This window comes from Hyphomicrobium nitrativorans NL23 (assembly GCF_000503895.1).
Taxonomy (GTDB): Bacteria; Pseudomonadota; Alphaproteobacteria; order Rhizobiales; family Hyphomicrobiaceae; genus Hyphomicrobium_C; species Hyphomicrobium_C nitrativorans.
Genome location: NC_022997.1, coordinates 1,980,513 through 1,998,863 on the forward strand (window position 1 = coordinate 1,980,513; position 18,351 = coordinate 1,998,863).

At 65.9% G+C, this 18,351-nt stretch carries 17 protein-coding genes; 15 read left to right on the forward strand and 2 right to left on the reverse strand.

Annotation, left to right across the window (positions count from 1 at the left end):
• Positions 1-36 precede the first annotated feature (36 nt).
• A complete protein-coding gene (gene erpA, locus W911_RS09210; RefSeq protein ID WP_023787271.1) occupies positions 37-378 on the reverse strand; it encodes an iron-sulfur cluster insertion protein ErpA in 342 nt (113 codons plus the stop codon).
• Positions 379-556: 178 nt separating this feature from the next.
• On the opposite strand from erpA, the gene W911_RS09215 reads away from it, so the two are divergent.
• The 14 genes from W911_RS09215 to W911_RS09280 all read left to right on the forward strand — a co-directional run bounded on the left by W911_RS09215 (position 557) and on the right by W911_RS09280 (position 16,511).
• Positions 557-1,765 (forward strand): deoxyguanosinetriphosphate triphosphohydrolase, encoded by a 1,209-nt coding sequence (locus W911_RS09215; RefSeq protein WP_041318207.1) that lies wholly within the window; start codon positions 557-559, stop codon positions 1,763-1,765.
• A 94-nt stretch (positions 1,766-1,859) separates the two neighbouring features.
• Complete coding sequence (gene argS / locus W911_RS09220) at positions 1,860-3,674, forward strand: arginine--tRNA ligase (RefSeq protein WP_023787273.1); 1,815 nt, start codon at positions 1,860-1,862, stop codon at positions 3,672-3,674.
• Positions 3,675-3,889: 215 nt separating this feature from the next.
• Complete coding sequence (locus tag W911_RS18365) at positions 3,890-5,215, forward strand: hypothetical protein (protein WP_023787274.1); 1,326 nt, start codon at positions 3,890-3,892, stop codon at positions 5,213-5,215.
• A gap of 1 nt (position 5,216) precedes the next feature.
• Positions 5,217-5,768: an SPOR domain-containing protein gene (locus tag W911_RS18165; protein ID WP_023787275.1), complete on the forward strand. Its 552-nt coding sequence runs from the start codon at positions 5,217-5,219 to the stop codon at positions 5,766-5,768.
• 224 nt (positions 5,769-5,992) lie between these two features.
• The gene (gene nagZ / locus W911_RS09235; RefSeq protein ID WP_023787276.1) at positions 5,993-7,027 is read left to right on the forward strand and encodes a beta-N-acetylhexosaminidase; all 1,035 of its coding nucleotides are present in this window, start codon (positions 5,993-5,995) and stop codon (positions 7,025-7,027) included.
• 105 nt (positions 7,028-7,132) lie between these two features.
• Entirely contained in the window at positions 7,133-8,008 is an 876-nt protein-coding gene (locus W911_RS09240; RefSeq protein ID WP_041318210.1) for a segregation and condensation protein A, read from the forward strand.
• 35 nt (positions 8,009-8,043) lie between these two features.
• Positions 8,044-8,952: an SMC-Scp complex subunit ScpB gene (scpB, locus tag W911_RS09245; RefSeq protein WP_023787278.1), complete on the forward strand. Its 909-nt coding sequence runs from the start codon at positions 8,044-8,046 to the stop codon at positions 8,950-8,952.
• 133 nt (positions 8,953-9,085) lie between these two features.
• Positions 9,086-10,249, forward strand: coding sequence for an ABC transporter ATP-binding protein (locus W911_RS09250; protein ID WP_023787279.1), 1,164 nt, complete (start codon positions 9,086-9,088; stop codon positions 10,247-10,249).
• A 218-nt stretch (positions 10,250-10,467) separates the two neighbouring features.
• The gene (locus W911_RS09255) at positions 10,468-10,692 is read left to right on the forward strand and encodes a twin-arginine translocase TatA/TatE family subunit (RefSeq protein WP_023787280.1); all 225 of its coding nucleotides are present in this window, start codon (positions 10,468-10,470) and stop codon (positions 10,690-10,692) included.
• Positions 10,693-10,806: 114 nt separating this feature from the next.
• Positions 10,807-11,316 (forward strand): Sec-independent protein translocase subunit TatA/TatB, encoded by a 510-nt coding sequence (locus W911_RS09260; protein WP_081717843.1) that lies wholly within the window; start codon positions 10,807-10,809, stop codon positions 11,314-11,316.
• Positions 11,316-12,131, forward strand: coding sequence for a twin-arginine translocase subunit TatC (tatC, locus tag W911_RS09265; protein WP_023787282.1), 816 nt, complete (start codon positions 11,316-11,318; stop codon positions 12,129-12,131). Before W911_RS09260 ends, tatC begins: the two co-directional genes overlap by 1 nt.
• 208 nt (positions 12,132-12,339) lie before the next feature.
• Positions 12,340-13,626 (forward strand): serine--tRNA ligase, encoded by a 1,287-nt coding sequence (gene serS / locus W911_RS09270; RefSeq protein ID WP_023787283.1) that lies wholly within the window; start codon positions 12,340-12,342, stop codon positions 13,624-13,626.
• A gap of 145 nt (positions 13,627-13,771) precedes the next feature.
• Entirely contained in the window at positions 13,772-14,566 is a 795-nt protein-coding gene (surE, locus tag W911_RS09275; protein ID WP_023787284.1) for a 5'/3'-nucleotidase SurE, read from the forward strand.
• A gap of 406 nt (positions 14,567-14,972) precedes the next feature.
• On the forward strand, positions 14,973-16,511 hold the full coding sequence (locus W911_RS09280; RefSeq protein ID WP_051388539.1) for a M23 family metallopeptidase: 1,539 nt from the start codon (positions 14,973-14,975) through the stop codon (positions 16,509-16,511).
• 304 nt (positions 16,512-16,815) lie between these two features.
• Here the strand turns inward: W911_RS09280 and W911_RS09285 are convergent, their stop codons facing one another.
• Positions 16,816-17,691 carry an ATP-binding protein gene (locus W911_RS09285; RefSeq protein WP_023787286.1) on the reverse strand — a complete coding sequence of 292 codons (876 nt, stop codon included), beginning with the start codon at positions 17,689-17,691 and terminating at the stop codon, positions 16,816-16,818.
• A 290-nt stretch (positions 17,692-17,981) separates the two neighbouring features.
• Here W911_RS09285 and yajC point away from each other — a divergent pair, with 290 nt between their 5' ends.
• Positions 17,982-18,323, forward strand: a complete 342-nt coding sequence (gene yajC, locus W911_RS09290; RefSeq protein WP_023787287.1) for a preprotein translocase subunit YajC — start codon at positions 17,982-17,984, stop codon at positions 18,321-18,323.
• Positions 18,324-18,351: the final 28 nt, after the last annotated feature.

Sequence of the window (18,351 nt, forward strand, 5' to 3'; positions counted from 1 at the left end):
CCGGAGCGCTCCCGCCCTATGAGGGAGCGCGGGAGGTCAGAGGGAGAAGCTGGTGCCGCAACCGCAGGAGGCCGTCGCGTTCGGGTTCTGAATTTTGAAGGCCGCGCCGATCAGGTCGTCGACGAAGTCGATTTCGGAGCCTGCGAGATAGGCCATCGAGACGGGATCGATCAAGACCTTCGCCCCGTCGCGCTCGATGACGGCATCGTCTCCCGATGCGCCGTCCACGAGGTCGAAATTATATTGAAAGCCCGAGCAGCCGCCGCCCTCCACGGAAACGCGCAGCAGGGTGCCTGCGGGCTCGCCGGCCACGATCTCGGCGATGCGGCGGGCGGCGCTTGCTGTCAGCGTCACGGGAAAGGTGGCAGTCTCGGTCATCTAGCGGTCCTCAGGAGGCGCGGGAGACGGTGTTTCAACCGAAATCAGGGTGCCTCGGGTGCGTCGCGTCTCGGCATGAAGATAGGGATCGCTTGATCCAAGTCAAATGGCTTGCGGCGGCCGGCTTCAAGGCCCTACGTCTCGGGGCATGAGCGACGACTCGACGGGACTGGTCAAAATGACGGACACGGCTGACTTCGGCGCGTCGCTTGCCCCCGGGCAGCGGCGCCCTGCGCGCTATGCGGCCAGCGCCGTGCCGTCACGCGGGCGGCGTTTTCCGGAGCCGGATTGCCCGAGCCGCAGCCCCTTCCAGCGGGATCGCGACCGTATCCTGCATTCCACGGCGTTTCGCCGCCTGATTCACAAGACGCAGGTGTTCGTCTTTCATGAGGGCGATCATTACCGCACGCGGCTGACACACAGCCTCGAAGTGGCGCAGATCGCGCGGACGATCTCGCGTCAACTACGGCTCGACGAGGATCTCGCGGAGGCCCTCGCGCTCGCACACGATCTCGGGCATCCGCCGTTCGGGCATGCGGGGGAGCGCGCGCTCGACCGGATCATGGCGGCGTTCGGCGGGTTCGATCACAATGCGCAGAGCCTGCGCGTGGTGACGGCGCTCGAACGCAAGTATCTCGATTTCGACGGACTCAATCTCACGTGGGAGACGCTCGAAGGTCTCGCGAAGCACAACGGGCCGCTCGCGGACGAGCGCGATCCGGTGCTGAAGGTGGTGCGCCGTCTCGAAGACGGATGGCAGAGCCTGGAAGCGGAGCGCTGGGCGTCGGGCGAAGCGCAGGCGGCGGCGCTCGCGGACGATATCGCCTACGTCAGCCATGATATCGACGACGGTCTGAGGGCGAACCTGCTTTCGCTTGCCGCTCTCGCAGATGTTCCGTTCGTGGGAGAGATCGTCCGCTCTTTGCCGCAAGGCGCACACTTGGATGGGAGCCGCCTCACCTACGAAGTGACGCGGCGCATGATCACGCGTTTGATCCACGATGTGGTGCAGGAGAGCCGCCGCCGGCTCGCTGCGCTCGACCCTGCGACGCCGACCGACGTCATGGCGGCGCCCCAGGTGACGGTTGCGTTTTCGGAGCGTGTGGCCGGGGATCTCGCCTCGCTTAAGGCGTTCCTCATGGAGCGGGTCTACCGGAGCCGGCGCGTCATGGGGGTCATGGAGGAGGCCGAAGCGGTGGTGGCGCGGCTGTTCGCGCGTTATCTGGCCGACGAAGGTGCGCTTCCCGGCGGCTGGCGCGCGGCCCAGGCCGGGCTCGCCGACCGGGCGCGGGCGCGTGTGATCGCGGATTTCGTGGCCGGGATGACCGACCGTTACGCCATCGCCGAACATGCCCGCCTGTTTGACGCCGCGCCGGAATTGCGTTAGCCGGGCCGATCGTTTGCCAGCAGAAAGGCGGCTGTCTTAGCCTGCTACCACCTCTAGGTAGCGGGGCTGCCGTCAGGTTCGAGGACGCTATTCCATGGACGTGTTCGCGGAAGTCGAGGCCAAGGTTCTCGACGCGCTCGCCGGGCTTCAAAAGAAGAACGTGCTGCCGCAGGGGTTGGATTTCGCCAACGTGGCGGTCGAACAGCCCCGCGATCCGGCGCACGGCGACCTCGCCTGCAATGCGGCGATGGTGCTGGCCAAGGCTGCCGGGAAGAAGCCGCGCGACATCGCTGACGCGCTTGCGGCGGAGCTTCAGGCGGATGCGGATGTCGTCTCGGCCGAGGTGGCGGGACCGGGCTTCCTCAATCTCCGGCTTCGCGCGGATTTCTGGCACGGCGTCGTGCGTGCCATTCTTTCGCGGGGCACGCGCTATGGCGCATCCGATGTGGGCAAGCGTGCGCGGACGAACGTGGAGTACGTCTCGGCCAATCCCACGGGACCGATGCACGTCGGCCATTGCCGCGGCGCCGTATTCGGCGATGCACTGGCCAACCTGCTGGCGTTCGCGGGCTACGACGTGACGCGCGAATATTATATCAACGACGCCGGCGGGCAGGTGGACGTGCTCGCGCGCTCCGTGTTCCTCCGGTATCGCGAGGCGCTGGGCGAGGCGATTGGCGAAATCCCCGAAGGGCTCTATCCCGGCGACTACCTGAAGCCTGTGGGTGAGGCGCTCGCGAAAGAACATGGCCCGTCGCTGATCAACGTTCCCGAGGAGCGGTGGCTTCCGCTCGTGCGGACGTTCGCGATCGATCGGATCATGCCGATGATCAAGAACGACCTCGCGGCGCTGAATATCAAGCACGATGTGTTCTTCTCCGAAGCCTCGCTCACGAAGGGCGAGGCGGACAAGGTTTCGGCGGCCATTGCCGATCTGCGTGCGCGCGGGCTGATCTACGAAGGGCGCCTCGAAAAGCCGAAAGGCCATGACGACGAGGAGTGGGAGGATCGCGAGCAGACGCTGTTCCGCTCCACGGAGTACGGGGACGAAGCCGACCGGGCGCTGATGAAGGCGGACGGCAGCTACACGTATTTCGCGGGCGATGTCGCATATCACTACGACAAGCTGAACCGCGGTTACCGTCACATGATCAACGTGTTCGGTGCGGACCACATCGGCTACATCCCGCGGATGCTGGCGACCGTTGCGGCGTTGACGGGCGGCACTGTCGAGCGCGATGCCAAGGGCAAGCTCAAGCATTGGCACACGACGGGGGGATCTGCCGATCTCGACATCAAGGTCGTCAACCTCGTCAAGCTCTACAAGAACGGCGAGCCGTACAAGATGTCGAAGCGGGCGGGCACGTTCGTTACGCTACGCGACGTGGTGGACGAGGTGGGTTCGGACGCCGTGCGCTTCATGATGCTCTACCGGAAGGAACTCGAACAGCTCGACTTCGACTTCGCGAAAGTCACCGAGCAGTCGAAAGACAATCCGGTGTTCTATGTTCAGTACGCGCACGCGCGGGCCGCCTCGGTGTTGCGGAATGCGCGCGAGGCGTTCTCAGGGCTCGATACGACGCCCGGGAGTGTCGCGGGTGCGGATCTCGCGCTGCTGACAGATCCCGGAGAACTCGATCTCATCCGTCGGTGCGCGCACTATCCGAGCCTGATCGCAGGCGCCGCGCGCGCCCACGAGCCTCATCGGGTGGCGTTCTATCTCTATGATTTGGCTTCCGCTTTTCATTCGCATTGGACACGTGGCAATGATTTGCCACAATTGCGCGTTATCCAGCAGGATGATCGCGCTTTGACCGCGGCCCGGTGTGCGCTCGTTGCGTCTTTGCAGCTCGTGTTATCCTCAGGCCTTGCGGTGCTCGGTGTCGGAGCACCAGAGGCGATGCGCTAGAGTCTTGATTCGAAGGCCCGACCCCGAGGCTTTCGGTTCCTGCGAAGATCGCGATCTGACCGGAGCGCGCGACCATCGCAGTGCCACCGCCGCGAAAATCGCGGATCGGTTGCCCGGTGGATCGAGGCGGGACGCCCAGGACGCTGACATCGCGTCGCTGGATCGAGCGCGCCACTGGATCGGATGTCGGGGATGTGCGACGGGGGTTCCGAGCGATGACACGGTACAACAATCCTTTGCCCCACGCCCAGGCGCCGCCCGCTCAGGGCCGGCCGGCCGGGGCCGCGCATCCGCACCAGCCTCACCTGGGCCAGCCTCATCCGGGGCATGGGCAGCCTCAGGCCCATGCCGAGCCAGAACTTTCGGGCTGGCCGCAGCCTGCTGCCGGCTTCCGGCAGCCGCCCGTGCAACCCGCTCCGCATCAGCATCGGCCCGCTCAGCAGGGCTATCCCGATCTCGGTTATGCCGAGCAGGATGCGGGTGCTGCGCAGGATCCGTTCGCGGCTCTCCGGCCAGACGGCTACGGCATGTCTCCTCAGCCGTCGCAGGCTCACGCGGCCGATCCCTACGGGCTTCAGGGCTATTCTGCGCCGCAGCCCGCGACGCAGGGATACGCGCCCCCGCGGCAGGCGCCGGCTTCGCAAGCGCCGAGTGCCCATCAGGCGCCCTCGCATCTCGCGGCCTACGATCCCTTCGCGCCTCCGGGCGAAAGTTACGCGCCGCAGGGCCAGCCGGGCGGATATTCGCCGCCGTTCGCAAACGCGACACCGCCGCAGACGAACGGCGGATACGGCGGCCTGCAAGGACAGGGGTATGCGCAGCCCTCGTCCGCCCCGCCATCGTCGTCTCCGGCGTATGCCGGCTATGCCGCCCCGGCGCAGCCGGGCGGTCCGTTCGGCCGCGCCGAGGCTCACCATCAGCCGCAGGCTTACGCGGATCAATGGGGTGCTGCGGAGCACGACGACGGCCACGCGCACGGCGGGCACAGCCTTGCGCTCGATGCCAACGATTATCAGGGCCCTGGCGCCTACGGGGATGCGGGGGCCCACGGCGAACACGCGCATTGGGGGACGGAGGCTTACGCCGACCCGCAGGGCGAGTTGGCTCAGGGGCACTATCAGGGCCAGCACGGCACGTTCGATCAGAGCTATGCCGACGACGACGCTATGTACGAGGACGAGCCCCGTGGCCGGGGTGCCGGCTGGAAGAAAGCCGCGACGCTGGTCGCATGCACGGTCTTGCTCGGCGGCGGGCTGGTTTACGGCGTTTCGGGGCTCTTCGGGCCGGGTGGTGGCGAACCGACGCCGCTGGTGCGGGGTGCCGAAGGCCCCTCGAAGGTCAAGCCGTCGGAGCCGGGCGGCAAGCGGTTCGACCATGCGGACAGCAAGATCATGGGCCGTCTGGGCGAGGGGGCCGCGACTGCCGATCCTTCCGGCGTGCGCAAGGTGCCCGTCGTTTCCGTGGGGCGCGACGGACAAATCCAGCCGCCGTCCAGCGAGAGGGAGACGCAGGCCATCGTCGCGGTTCCGGGCTTACGGTGAATTGACGGTCTCGGTCGGGCCTCCCGGACCGGGCGGCGCGTCGCCGTCCGCAGGGCAGACGCAGCCGGGCGGGCCGCCGTCGCCGGATCGGCGCGCGGCTGCGGCAGCGCCGCCGCAGGTGGAAATGGTGACGGGTTCGAACAGCAAGGCGGGGGTTGGCGAGCAGCGTCCGGCCGCGCAGCAGAACGCGGCGCCCGCGAAGGCTCCAGCCGCTCCCAAGGCCGACACGCCGAAGAAGGTGGCTGCGGCCGATCCGTCGCCCGCTCCGAGCGCGCCGCGCTCGACGGGAGCTGGCTATGTCGCGGTGCTGGCTTCGGTGCCGGCGTCTGCGAGCAGCCGCATCGACGCGCTGACGCAGTTTGCGGACATGCAGCAGAAGTACGGGTCTATCCTCAGCAGCAAGACGCCGGATATCCAGGAAGCCAATCTGGGCGCCAAGGGCACCTATCATCGTCTGCTGGTGGGGCCGCCCGGATCGCGGGATTCGGCGAACTCGGTCTGCAATCAGCTCAAGGCCCAAGGCTACAATGGCTGCTGGATCACGGCTTATTGAGTTTTTCTGACACAAGCTGAGGGAAGCTTCGAACACGGCGCGTCGTGCTTTGTGGATGGCCGCGGCAGTCCGTGCGGAGCTTGGCTTCGCCAAGACGCTCCGGGCGCTTCGCGCCCGATCGTGAGGAGCTATCGTTCCTACCATCAGATCAGTAAATGTAGGTGTTCGGGCACGCGGGCGACGCGTAGGCTCTCCATGCGAAGATCGTAATCCGGAACCTAGCTATGACGTCAGCCTTCATCACCGGACTTGCGGGCGCGACGCTGACGCCCGACGAGGCAAGTTTCATTAAGGCGGCGGCTCCGGCCGGGATTATTCTGTTTGCGCGAAACTGCGTCGAGCCCGAGCAGATCCGCAGGCTTGTGGGCGACGCGCGGGAAGCCTCCGGTCATGGCGACGATTTTCTTGTGCTGATCGATCAGGAGGGCGGGCGCGTGCAGCGCCTGCGTCCCCCGCTCGGGCGTGCGCTTCCGCCCGCGTATGCCTATGCCTGCCTCTATTGCAACGACGAGGACGGAGCGCTGGACGCTGCATTTCTCTCCGCGCGTCTTCTCGCGGACGACCTCAAGGCGCTCGGCATCAACACCAATTGCGCGCCCGTACTCGACGTTCCGGTGCCGGGCGCACACGACATTATCGGCGACCGTGCGTACGGGCAGATGCCCGATCAGGTCGCCCGTCTCGGGCGCGCGGTTGCGGAAGGGTTCATGGCGGGCGGCGTGCTGCCGGTCATCAAGCACATTCCCGGTCACGGCCGCGCGACGGCCGACAGCCATCTCGCGCTTCCCGTCGTGGACGCGCCGCGCGAGGTGCTCGACGCGACCGACTTCGCGCCGTTCAAGGCCTTGGCCGACATGCCGGCGGCGATGACGGCGCATGTCGTGTTCACGGCCGTCGACGGGGGTGCGCCGGCCAGCACCTCGCGCCGGGTGACCGAAGAGGTGATCCGCGGTGCCATCGGTTTCGACGGGCTCTTGATGAGCGACGATCTGAGTATGAAGGCGCTGACGGGCCCTCTCGGCGCGCGGGCGGAAGCCGTGCTGGCTGCGGGGTCGGATCTGGCGCTCCATTGCAGCGGGGATTTTGCCGAGATGGAGGCCGTGGCTGCGGCGGTTCCCGCGCTTTCGGGCGATGCGCTGCGGCGGTTCCGGGCCGCGCTCGAAATTTTTGCCCGTTCAGAACCTTACGATTCGGGGCGAGCACAAACGGGGCTTGCGCGAGCCTTGGGAACTACAGGACGGGCTCCTGAATCAGTGTAAGGTCCGGCCAGGTTTTTAGCGGCGCGCGTTTTCGGCTGCGCGGACGGGCCTTGCGGGGCCTCTGCTGAACCATGATGTCAGGACCCCATGATTATCGAGAGCACGATGATCGAAGACGCTGGAGAGATGGACGAGGCGCCGGGATGGGAAAGCCCCGACGGCGAGCTTCAGCCCGCCGCGTCGGAGGCGCTTATCGTGGATGTCGCGGGTTTCGAGGGTCCGCTCGACCTGCTGCTTGCGCTCGCCCGCACACACAAGATCGACATCTCGCAGATCTCGATCATGGCGCTCGTCGATCAATATCTCGTCTATATCGCGGAAGCCCAACGGCTCAAGCTAGAGATCGCGGCCGACTATCTCGTGATGGCGGCATGGCTGACGTTCTTGAAGTCGCGGATGATCCTGCCGCGCGAGCCGACCGACGACGAAACGCCGTCCGCCGAGGAGATGGCGCAACGCCTAGCATTCCGGCTCATGCGGCTCGAAGCCATGCGCCGCGCCATCGCGGACCTCATGACGAAGAAGCGGCTCGGGCAGGACGTGTTCCAGCGCGGGATGCCGGAAGAACGCTCGAAGGTCACGGATGTCCGGTGGACGGCCGAGATCTACGATCTTCTCAAAGCCTATTCGGAGCTTCGGCGGCGCACCGCCAAGGTCGTGCATGTGGTGAAAGCGCGCCGCGTGTGGTCGATCGAGAAGGCGCGGCGACAGCTCGAAACGCTCGTCGGCGAAACGGTCAGCGCCGGAGACTGGGTCCAGCTCGAAATGTGCCTCAGGACCTATCTTACGCCGCAGACGGTGGCCGAAGACGAGGACAAGACGGCGCTTGCAAGTTCGTTCGGTGCCACGCTCGAAATGGCGCGCGAAGGCTTGATCGAACTTCGCCAGGATGCTCCGTTCGAGGCGATTTACATGCGCAAATGCGAAGCAGGCGCTGCGTGGGAGCGGCTGGACCGACGGCATGGCGGTGTGGCGCCGTAGCCGTTTCGATGGCGCAACGGGAAAGGTAAGGCTGCATGGCTCCGCCGAGGCTGAGACTGGTGACGAGCGAAGGGACCCTGAATGCGCCCGAGGCGCAGGAAGCGATCGAGCTTGCGCGTGCGCTGGGCGAAGAGCTGGAGGGGGATGAGAGCGGGTCGTCTTCGGCATCCGTCGAGGGCGAGGTTCACATCGAAGATGTGCGGATCGTCGAGGCGCTGCTGTTTGCGTCTCCGGTGCCGCTCGACGACACTTGGCTCGCCGGACATCTGCGCCATGGCAGCGGCATTGCGAACGTGCTGGCAGAGATCAAGGCCGCCTATGCGCCGCGCGGCGTGAACCTCGTGCGGGTGGCGGGAAAATGGGTGCTGCGCACGGCGGAGGATCTCGGCTACCTGCTCGAACGCTATGCGGTCGAGGAGCGGCGTCTTTCGCGGGCGGCACTCGAAACGCTGTCCATCGTCGCCTACCATCAGCCGGTGACGCGCGCGGAGATCGAGGAGATCCGGGGTGTCACGACGTCTGCCGGTACGCTCGATATTCTGATGGAGGCTGGCTGGATCCGGCCGCGCGGGCGCAGGCGCGCGCCGGGCAAGCCGCTGACGTATGGCACGACGGACAGCTTCCTCGCCCACTTCGGTCTCGACAGCGTCAAGGATCTGCCGGGGCTCTCCGACCTTAAGGCGCAGGGGCTGCTCGATGGGCATCTGCCGCCGGGCTTCGCCATTCCCGATCCGACCTCCGTTGCGGCGCTGATGCCGGACGAATTGCCGCTCGAAGAAGCGGGGGAGGATGAAGGCTCGGCCGAGGACGAGGCGTCCGATGCCGAGGCCGACGGCTACGGGGATGACGACGCCGTGCCCGGTGACGGCGACGAGGCCAGCGACGTCGAGGCCGGGGAGGATCCCGACTTGCCCGGCGACGATCCCGACGCTAAACCGGACTAGCACTGTCGACATTGCGGCGCTCCCTCACCCGCTCGCTGCGCTCGCGACCTCTCCCCATCGGGGAGAGGCATAAGGAGCGAGAAAGGCGGGTGAGGGGGCGCCGCACGATCAACGCTGGGCGACCGAGACGCACGTGGCGAACTGGCTTTTCAATAAATCCTCGAACGATGCGGTTTCGAACGTGCTTTCGGAGGGTGGCCCTGTCCGTGCCGGGGCGACGTTCGCCGCCGAACTGCGCTTCGAAGAGGTCTCGAAGAACTATGGGGAGCGGGCTGCGCTCGCGGGGCTGTCGCTCGACATTGCGCCGGGTGAGGTGTTGTGTCTGCTGGGCCCTTCCGGCTGCGGGAAGACCACGCTTCTGCGCGTGGCGGCGGGGATCGAGCGTCCGGATGGGGGCCGCGTTCTGATCAACGGGCGGGAGGTCGCGGGGCCTGAGCGGTTTGTGCAACCCGAGGCGCGCGGCGTTGGCCTGATGTTCCAGGATTTCGCGCTCTTTCCTCATCTCACCATTCTCGAAAACGTGGCGTTCGGCCTCAAGGCGCTGCCGCGGGCGGAAGCCCGGCGCGAGGCGCTGACCGTGCTCGCGCGTGTGGGGCTTGAGCGGTATGCGGAGCAATATCCGCATATCCTGTCGGGCGGGCAGCAGCAGCGTGTGGCGCTGGCCCGCGCCATCGTTCCGCGCCCGGCGGTGATGCTGATGGACGAGCCGTTCTCGGGGCTCGACGTCCAACTCCGCGAGTCCATGCAGCAGGAGACGCTGGCGCTCCTTCGCGAGACGCGCGCGACGACCATGATCGTCACGCACGACCCCGAAGAGGCGATGCGCCTCGGCGATCGGATCGCGGTCATGCGCGCCGGGCGGCTGGTTCAGGTGGGACGGGCTGAAGACCTCTATCATCGCCCGGCGGAGTTGTTCGTTGCGCGGCTTTTCTCCGAGATCAACGAGATCGACGTGAAGGTTGCGGCAGGACGGGCCGCGACGCCGTTCGGTCCGGTGGCGGCGCCGGGGCTCGGGGACGGCGAGCGGGCGACGCTTTGCATCCGCGAGCGGTCCGTCGGGCTAACGGCGGTGCGGGCGAACGGGGGGGGAGAGGCGCAGGGGCTTGCCGGGCGCGTGCGCGACGCGAGGTTTCTCGGAGACGCGATGCGGCTCGAAGTCGTCGTCGAAGGGTTCGAAGCGCCGCTGAATGTCCGCACACGCGTCGGCCACGATGTCGCAAGGGGGAGCGAGGTGAGGCTTTGCATCGACCCAAGCGACGTGATCGTTTTTCCGTCGTCGAACGGTAAAGACACTTAAATCTCAAAGGATTGGAGCAAGGGTTCCGCCGCCGAGGCGCGCTTGCGACGGGGGGGTAATTCTGCAATAGTGCGTCGGCGAAACATGCGGTCTCTTACGCCGCGCGCGTGCCTCCGGCCCCGGGAATTGTTTTCGGATAAGAGGCACGACAAAACAAAGGACTAGTGTCTTTCGGCATCTCGGATGAATGCTGAAATGATACTGGAGGAGGTATTCCCATGGGGTTGAGTGCGACCCATCTCTTGATCCTTCTGCTCGTCGTCGTTCTCCTGTTCGGCCGTAACAAGATTTCGGACCTGATGGGCGACGTGGCGCGTGGCATCAAGAGCTTCAAGAAGGGTTTGGCCGAGGAGGAGGCATCGCCGCCGTCTCCGGCCGATCCCAAGGTGATCGACAACGCCGCGCAGGAAGCCGCCGAACGCGACAGGTCGAAGGCGGGCTAAGGCCGGTTCCGCTCGCTGGAGCGTGCTTGCGCGGCCCAAGGCCGCGAACGCGTGCTCTCAGTGGCCGTGCTGTGGGCCTGGTCCGCGCTCGCTTTTTCCGGGTTGGACGATCAGATGTTCGAAGTCAGTTGGAGCGAGATTCTTATCCTCGGCGTCGTCACGCTTTTGCTCGTGGGGCCGAAGGAACTGCCGCGCTTTCTTTCCTCGCTTGGCCGCCACCTCGGCGTGATCCGCAAACACGCCAACGAGTTCAAGGCCGTGTTCGAGCAGGCCATGCGTGAGGCCGAGATGGACAGCATCAAGCAGGAAATACGGGACATCGGCGACGGCGTGAAGAAGTCGTTCGACGATGCGACGCGCTCCGTCGATAGCGCGAAGGCGGCCATGCGCGTGGATCTCAATGCCAACACCGGCGTTCAGCCCAAGCCCGAGAGCCTTGCTAAAGCCGAAGCGAAGGCCGCCGAGGCCAAGGCCATCGCAGATGCTTCGGCTGCTGAGGAGCCGACGGAGGGCCAGCCGGACGCCGTCATTCCCGAGCGCGAGTTCGGAGTGCCGTCGTCGCCCGTTGCCGACGAACCCGTTCACGCCGAACGTCCGGCGGACGCTCCGAAGGGGTCCGGCTGATGCAGGATAGCACTCCCAGCTCCGGCCAGGACGACATCGAAGCGTCGAAGGCGCCGCTGCTCGATCACCTGATCGAGCTGCGCCAACGGTTGATCTATTCGGTTGCCGCGTTTTTCGTGATGTTCCTGCTGTGCTTCACAATCGCGCGCACGATCTACGACGTGCTCGTGTGGCCCTACGTTTGGGTTTCGGGGGAGCACCAGGTGCGGCTGATCGCGACGCACTTCCTGGAGCAGATCTTCACGCACCTGAAACTCGCGCTGTTCGGCGCGGCGTTCCTGTCGTTTCCGGTGGTGGCGACGCAGGTCTACAAATTCGTTGCGCCCGGTCTCTACAAGACCGAGCGCGCGGCGTTCCGGCCCTATCTGATCGCGACGCCGATCTTCTTCATCCTCGGCGCGATGGTCGTCTACTTCATCGCGATGCCGATCCTGATCCGCTTCTCGATGGGGCTTGCGCAGTCGGCGAGCGAGGGATCGGCGGCGATCGAGCTGATGCCGAAGGTGTCGGAATACCTGTCGCTGATCATGACGCTGATCTTCGGGTTCGGCATCTGCTTCCAGCTCCCGGTCGTGCTGACGCTGCTTGCGCGCATCGGCGTGGTGACGTCCGACATGCTGCGCAACGGGCGGCGCTTTGCTATCGTCGGCATCTTTGCGGTTGCGGCCGTGATGACGCCGCCGGACGCGATCAGCATGATCATCATGGCGCTGCCTACGACGCTGCTTTACGAGCTCGCCATCGTTTCGGTGGCCTGGGTCGAGAAGCAGCAGGCCGCCAAGGAGGCCGCCGAAGCGGCAGCCAAGACCACCTGACGCACCGGGCTACGAAACGAGTACGTGCGGCCGCCTGGACCTCTGTCGTCTCGCGCCTTATAGAGCGTGATCAGTCTTCACTGAATCGAGATCACGCTCTATCTCTTTGGTGAGACCTATGATTCACACTTCAGGCTGATAGGGCCTGAAATGATCATGGTCTAGCTCTCGGGACCTCGCAAAACCAACGACGCCAAGGACGGGCCACGTGTTCGACATCAAGTGGATTCGAGAGAATGCTAGAGCCTTCGACGAGGGCCTGAAGAACCGCGGCCTGGAGCCGGTGAGCGCGAAGCTCCTGGAACTCGACGAGGCGCGCCGCCGGCATCTCACGAAGTTGCAGGACGCGCAGAGCCGCCGCAACGCGGCGTCCAAGGAGATTGGCAAGGCCAAGGGCGCGAAGGACGAGGCGCTGGCCAGCAAGCTGATGGCGGAGGTGGCCGAGCTGAAGGAGGTCATCCAGTCGGGCGAGGAGGAGGAGCGTCAGCTTATCCACGCGCTCGAAGAGGCGCTCTCGGTGATCCCGAACACGCCGCGCGAGGACGTGCCCGTCGGCGCGGACGAAACGGAGAACGTCGAAGTGCGCCGTGTCGGCGCACCGCCCAAGTTCGACTTCACGGCGAAGCAGCATTTCGAGATCGGCGAAGCGCTGGGGTTGATGGACTTCGAGACGGCGGGCAAGGTTTCGGGCGCGCGGTTCGTCTATCTCAAGGGTGCGCTCGCGCGGCTCGAACGGGCGCTTGGGAGCTTCATGCTCGATCTCCAGACCGACACGTTCGGCTATTCGGAAACGAACCCGCCGCTGCTGGTGCGTGACGATGCGGCGTTCGGTACCGGCAACCTGCCGAAGTTCGCGGAGGATCTTTTTAAGACGGAGAACGGTTACTGGCTGATCCCCACGGCCGAAGTGTCACTCACCAACATGGTGCGCGAGCAGATCCTGGACGAGGACGCGCTGCCGATGCGGCTCACGGCATGGACGCCGTGCTTCCGCTCGGAAGCGGGGGCTGCGGGGCGCGATACGCGCGGCATGATCCGCCAGCATCAGTTTTCCAAAGTGGAACTCGTCTCCATCACCACGCCGGAACAGAGCCTCGACGAGCACGAGCGCATGACGGCGTGCGCGGAAGAGGTGCTGCGCCGGCTCGGGCTCGCCTATCGCACGGTGATGCTCTGCACGGGCGACATGGGGTTCGCGTCGCAGCGGACCTACGACATCGAGGTGTGGCTGCCGGGGCAGGACGCCTACCGCGAGATTTCGTCGTGCTCGGTGTGCGGCGATTTCCAGGCCCGGCGCATGGGCGCGCGCTATCGCGACAAGGCGAGCAAAGAGGTGCGCTTCGTGCACACGCTGAACGGCTCGGGTCTTGCGGTGGGGCGGACGCTCGTGGCCGTGCTGGAAAATTACCAGCAGGCCGACGGGTCCGTCATAATCCCCGAGGTGTTGCAGCCTTATATGGGCGGCATCACGCGGATCGAGCGGCCGGTGGGCTAAGCGGCGTGCCGCCAGCGGCCTTGACGGGTGTGTTAGACTTGAACGGCTCTGGGTCCCGGATCGCGAGGCGGGACACGGTGGCAGGTTCGATCGGCAGGCCTTCCGGCCGCCTCGCGTCCGGGATGACAGTGGGTAACGGCTGAACATGCGCATTCTGGTGACCAACGACGATGGAGCGGGCGCGCACGGGCTTTCCGTGCTGCATCAGATCGCGCGTCAGCTTTCGGACGACGTGTGGATCGTGGCGCCCGAGACGAACCAGAGCGGGGCCTCGCACGCGCTCACGCTTCAAGTGCCGCTGCGCTATCGCGAGGTTGGCGAGCGGGCCTTCGCCGTGCGCGGAACGCCGGCCGATTGCGTGATCATGGGCGTGAAGCACGTGCTCAAGGATCGGGCTCCGGATCTCGTGCTTTCAGGCGTCAATCATGGCGCGAACCTTGCCGAGGACGTGACCTATTCCGGCACCATCGCAGGGGCCATGGAAGGCACGCTGCTCGGCATCCGCTCCATCGCCATGAGCCTCACCATCGGGTTCGACCCGGAAGGCAAGCAGCATTGGAAGACGCCGCTTACGTATGGCGCACGTCTCGTCGAGCAATTGCTCGCGAACGACTGGCCGGCGGGTACGCTGATGAACGTGAACTATCCCGATCTCGCGCCGGGCGATGTCCGGGGCATTGCCGCGACGCGCCAGGGCCGCCGCGACCAGGGCGGTCTCAAGATCGAAGAACGCAGCGACACGTGGGGCACACCCTACTTCTGGGTGGGCTTTTCGCATCGCCGCTCCGATCCCGTGGAGGGGACGGACCTGCGTGCCATTGCGGACGGCATGATTTCCGTGACGCCGCTCTATCTCAACCTCACGCACGAGGCGACGCGCGAGGCGCTCGGCCAGACGCTGGCGCTGGATGGCGCCGGGCGTCTCAAGGATGCGGGCTGACGCTGCAATTTAGAGCCATTCCGGTTTTAGTGAACTCGCGGAATGGCTCTAAGTTTTTGCTTTATCGTGCTTCTTATCGGACACCGCCATCGCATGGCTTCGCCATGACCCGGTTCCCACTTTTCCGGAAGCACTCTAGGCAACCTTAAGGTCGTCAAGTCGCCGATATTTCTCCGTCATCGCAGCACAATCCACGCGTACTGATAAGGCTCCGGGGCCGGAATGTCCGGACAGAGCCGGCTGTCAGCCGTACCACGCCCCACACGAATCGCGTCGCAATGTTCAGCGCGCGTTAAGGACCCGTTAACGAGTTAAGGGTTACCTGAAGTGGGTATTTAGGGTGTGTGGCATGTTAAAGTCTTTGCGTAAATGTCATCGATCCTTCGGCGTGTCCGGCGGAGGTTCTGTGCTCGCCGTTGCCGCTGCGGCCGCGTTGGCGGGGTGCAGCGCGGATATTTCACGCTTCGATCTCGGCAACCCCGACGGCGCGCGCGTCCAGTCCGGCTACGCGCCGTCTGTGGGCATGAACGGCCGATCCACGTCGTCGGAATTCGGCACGGCCGCTCACGACCGGCCGTCGCAGCGCCCCTCGCAGGTATCGCGCTCCGACCTGCCGCCGCCGGATGGCCAGTTCACCACCAGCGCGCTCTCGCCTCAGTCGGACTCCTACGGATCGGGATATGGGCACCGGCCCGCGCAGCATCCGAGCCAGCAGGACTACGGTTCCAACCGCTATCAGTCGCCGTCTTACGGTTCGCCCGCGCCTTCGGGATATGGCGGATCGCGCGATGTCGCGCCCGTGGCCTCCTACGACAGCCGGGGCGGAGGCGATTCCATCGAGGTTCGCGCTGGCGATACGCTCTACGGTCTCTCGCGCCGCCATGGCGTCTCGGTCAACGACCTGATGCGGGCGAACGGGCTCACCTCATCGAACCTTCAGCCCGGCCAGCGTCTCGTGCTGCCGTCCGGCTCCGGTGCATCTCCGCAGCATCAGCCGGGCTACGAGACGCCGCGCGTCGCCGCTGCGTCCGTCGCGCCTGCGGCTCAGGCGCCGTCGGATTGGAGCGACACGTACACCGTGCAGCCGGGCGACTCGCTTTACGCGATCGCGCGGAGCAACGGCATCAGCCTTGCCGATCTCGAACGTTACAACGGCATTCAGGACTCGCGGCGCGTGATGCCGGGCACCGTTCTGCGCGTGCCGGGCGAGGCCGGGGCATCGACGCAGGTTGCCGAAGTGCCGCCGGCGTATCAGCCGCCTCCGGCCTATCAGGCTCCGGCCGCGCAACAGCCGATGCCGCGGACGACCATCGAAACGCGCCCGGTGCAGACGCAGGAGCACCGTCCCGCGCAAGAGGCGCGCAATCCAACCGGGACTGTGCGTCTCGGCGACCAGCGCGCGATGCCGCCGGGTTCCACTGCGCAGCAGCCGACCCTGCTTAACGGAGCGAGCACGCCGCCGGCGAACGGCGAGCAGCAGCGCGTTGCGCGTCTGGAAACGCCGGGTTCGGCGAGCGATGCCGTTTCGCCCTCGGCCCCGCAGCACTCCGGGTCCGTGGCGGGTTCGAGCAAGCTCCGCTGGCCTGTGGTGGGCAAAGTGGTCGGCGGTTTCGGACCGCGTCCCGACGGCACGCACAACGACGGCGTGAATCTCTCGGCGCCGATGGGCACGGACATTCACGCGGCTGAAAACGGCGTGGTGGCGTATGCGGGCGACGAGCTCAAGGGTTACGGCAACCTCGTTCTGATCCGCCACGACAATGGCTGGGTGACCGCCTACGCGCACGCCGACGAAATTCTCGTCAAGCGCGGCGACCGCATCAACCGCGGGCAGGTGATCGCGAAGGTCGGCCGCACGGGTCAGGTGGATCAGCCGCAGCTTCACTTCGAGCTGAGGCAGGGCCAGAAGCCCGTCGATCCGACGCCGTTCATGGAAAGAATCTGATTTCGCTCACGCGCCGTACCGCGCGGCTTCCGCCGCGCTGGCGCTCCGCGGGGGCGGGGCAGTCCATGCGGAGCATGGCTTCGCCATGACCCCCGGGTCGCGTTGCTCCCGGGCTGCTGCGCAGCCGGATATGTTTTCGCTTACGGCCTTTTCGCGCCCTCCGCGGGGACGGCGCTCGCGCCGGGTCGCGTTGCTCCTGAGCGCCTGCGGTGCTGGGCGTTGGTGGGGTATGCGAAGCTTGGCTCCGCCAAGACGCTCCCGGGCTGCTGCGCAGCCGAAGCGGTGCGTGCGTCTACTTATTCGCTTAAATCGACATCGGCTTGCCGAGGCGGCCGGCGAGGTCTTGGGTGAACTGCCAGGCGACGCGGCCGGAGCGCGCGCCGCGCGTCATGCTCCATTCGAGCGCCTCGCGCCGTAGCGCGGCAGGGTCGATGTCCAGGCCGAAGTGCGTTGTGTAGGCGCGGACCATGGCGAGATAGTCGTCCTGCGAGGCGTTGTGAAAGCCGAGCCAGAGGCCGAAGCGGTCCGACAAAGACACTTTTTCTTCGACGGCTTCCGACGGATTGATGGCGGTCGAGCTTTCGTTGTCCACCATATCGCGCGGCATCAGGTGGCGGCGGTTCGAGGTGGCATAGAAGAGCACGTTCTGAGGCCGTCCCTCGATACCGCCTTCCAGCACCGCCTTGAGCGATTTGTAGCTGGTGTCGTCGTAGTCGAACGAGAGATCGTCGCAGAACACAATGAAGCGGTGGGGTGCGTCGCGCATCGTGGCGAGGGCGGCCGGAAGGGTCGCGATGTCCTCGCGATGGATTTCGATCAGCTTGAGGCGGGGTGCGCCTTCCGAGAGGCCGGCGAGCACGTCGGCGTGGGCGGCCTTGACCAGGCTGGACTTGCCCATGCCGCGCGCCCCCCAGAGCAGCGCGTTGTTCGCGGGCAGGCCAGCCGCGAAGCGGCGCGTGTTGTCGAGGAGCTGGGTCGCGGCGTGGTCGATGCCCTTGAGAAGGGCGAGGGGGACGCGGTTCACGTGTGGGATGGGCTGAAAGCCGAGCGCGGCCGCCTGCCAGACGAACGCGTCAGCCGCATCGAAGCGCTGGGGGCGAAGCGCCGGGGGCGCCAGCCGTTCCAGGGCGGCTGCGATGCGGTCGAGGCGGCTCGCAAGGTCTCTGTCGTCGCTTGTCATCTGGAGGGCCTTGATTTTCCGTGCCTCGATGGACACCTGGGACGTGAGATCGGTGTTGTCCGGGAAGAAACTCCGATGCTTTCCCGGCGTGCGCGGCCTCTATAGCGCGAGCCGTACGTTTGGGGCGAGGCCCGTCTTGCCGGGCCGCCAGCGGGTACGGGAGACATGCTTGCAATGCGGGCGGTGGACACTATAGTCGCGGCCGATCTCGGGCGGACAGACTGGCGGGGGTGCCTCCGGCAGAGCTGGCCGCGTTTCGCTTAGACGATCCGACAAGGACCTGTCCAAACATGTTCATTTCTCCGGCCTATGCCCAGGCGGCGGGCGGTGTGGATCCCTTCAGTGGGCTCCTGATCCCCATGCTGCTCATGGTGTTGATCTTCTACTTCCTTGTGATCCGCCCGCAGAGCCAGCGGCAGAAACAACATCGTGAAATGGTGGACCGCGTCCGCCGCGGCGATACCGTCGTCACGTCCGGCGGTTTCGTCGGCAAAGTGGCCCGAGTGCCGGAAAACTCAGATGAGATCGAGGTCGATCTCGCCGAGGCGCTCAAGGTGCGCGTGCTCAAGAGCACGCTGATCGACGTGCGCTCGAAGAGCGAGCCGGTCAAGGATACCGTGACCACGAAATGAGCCGCTGAGCGGAGCGAGCGGGCGCTGT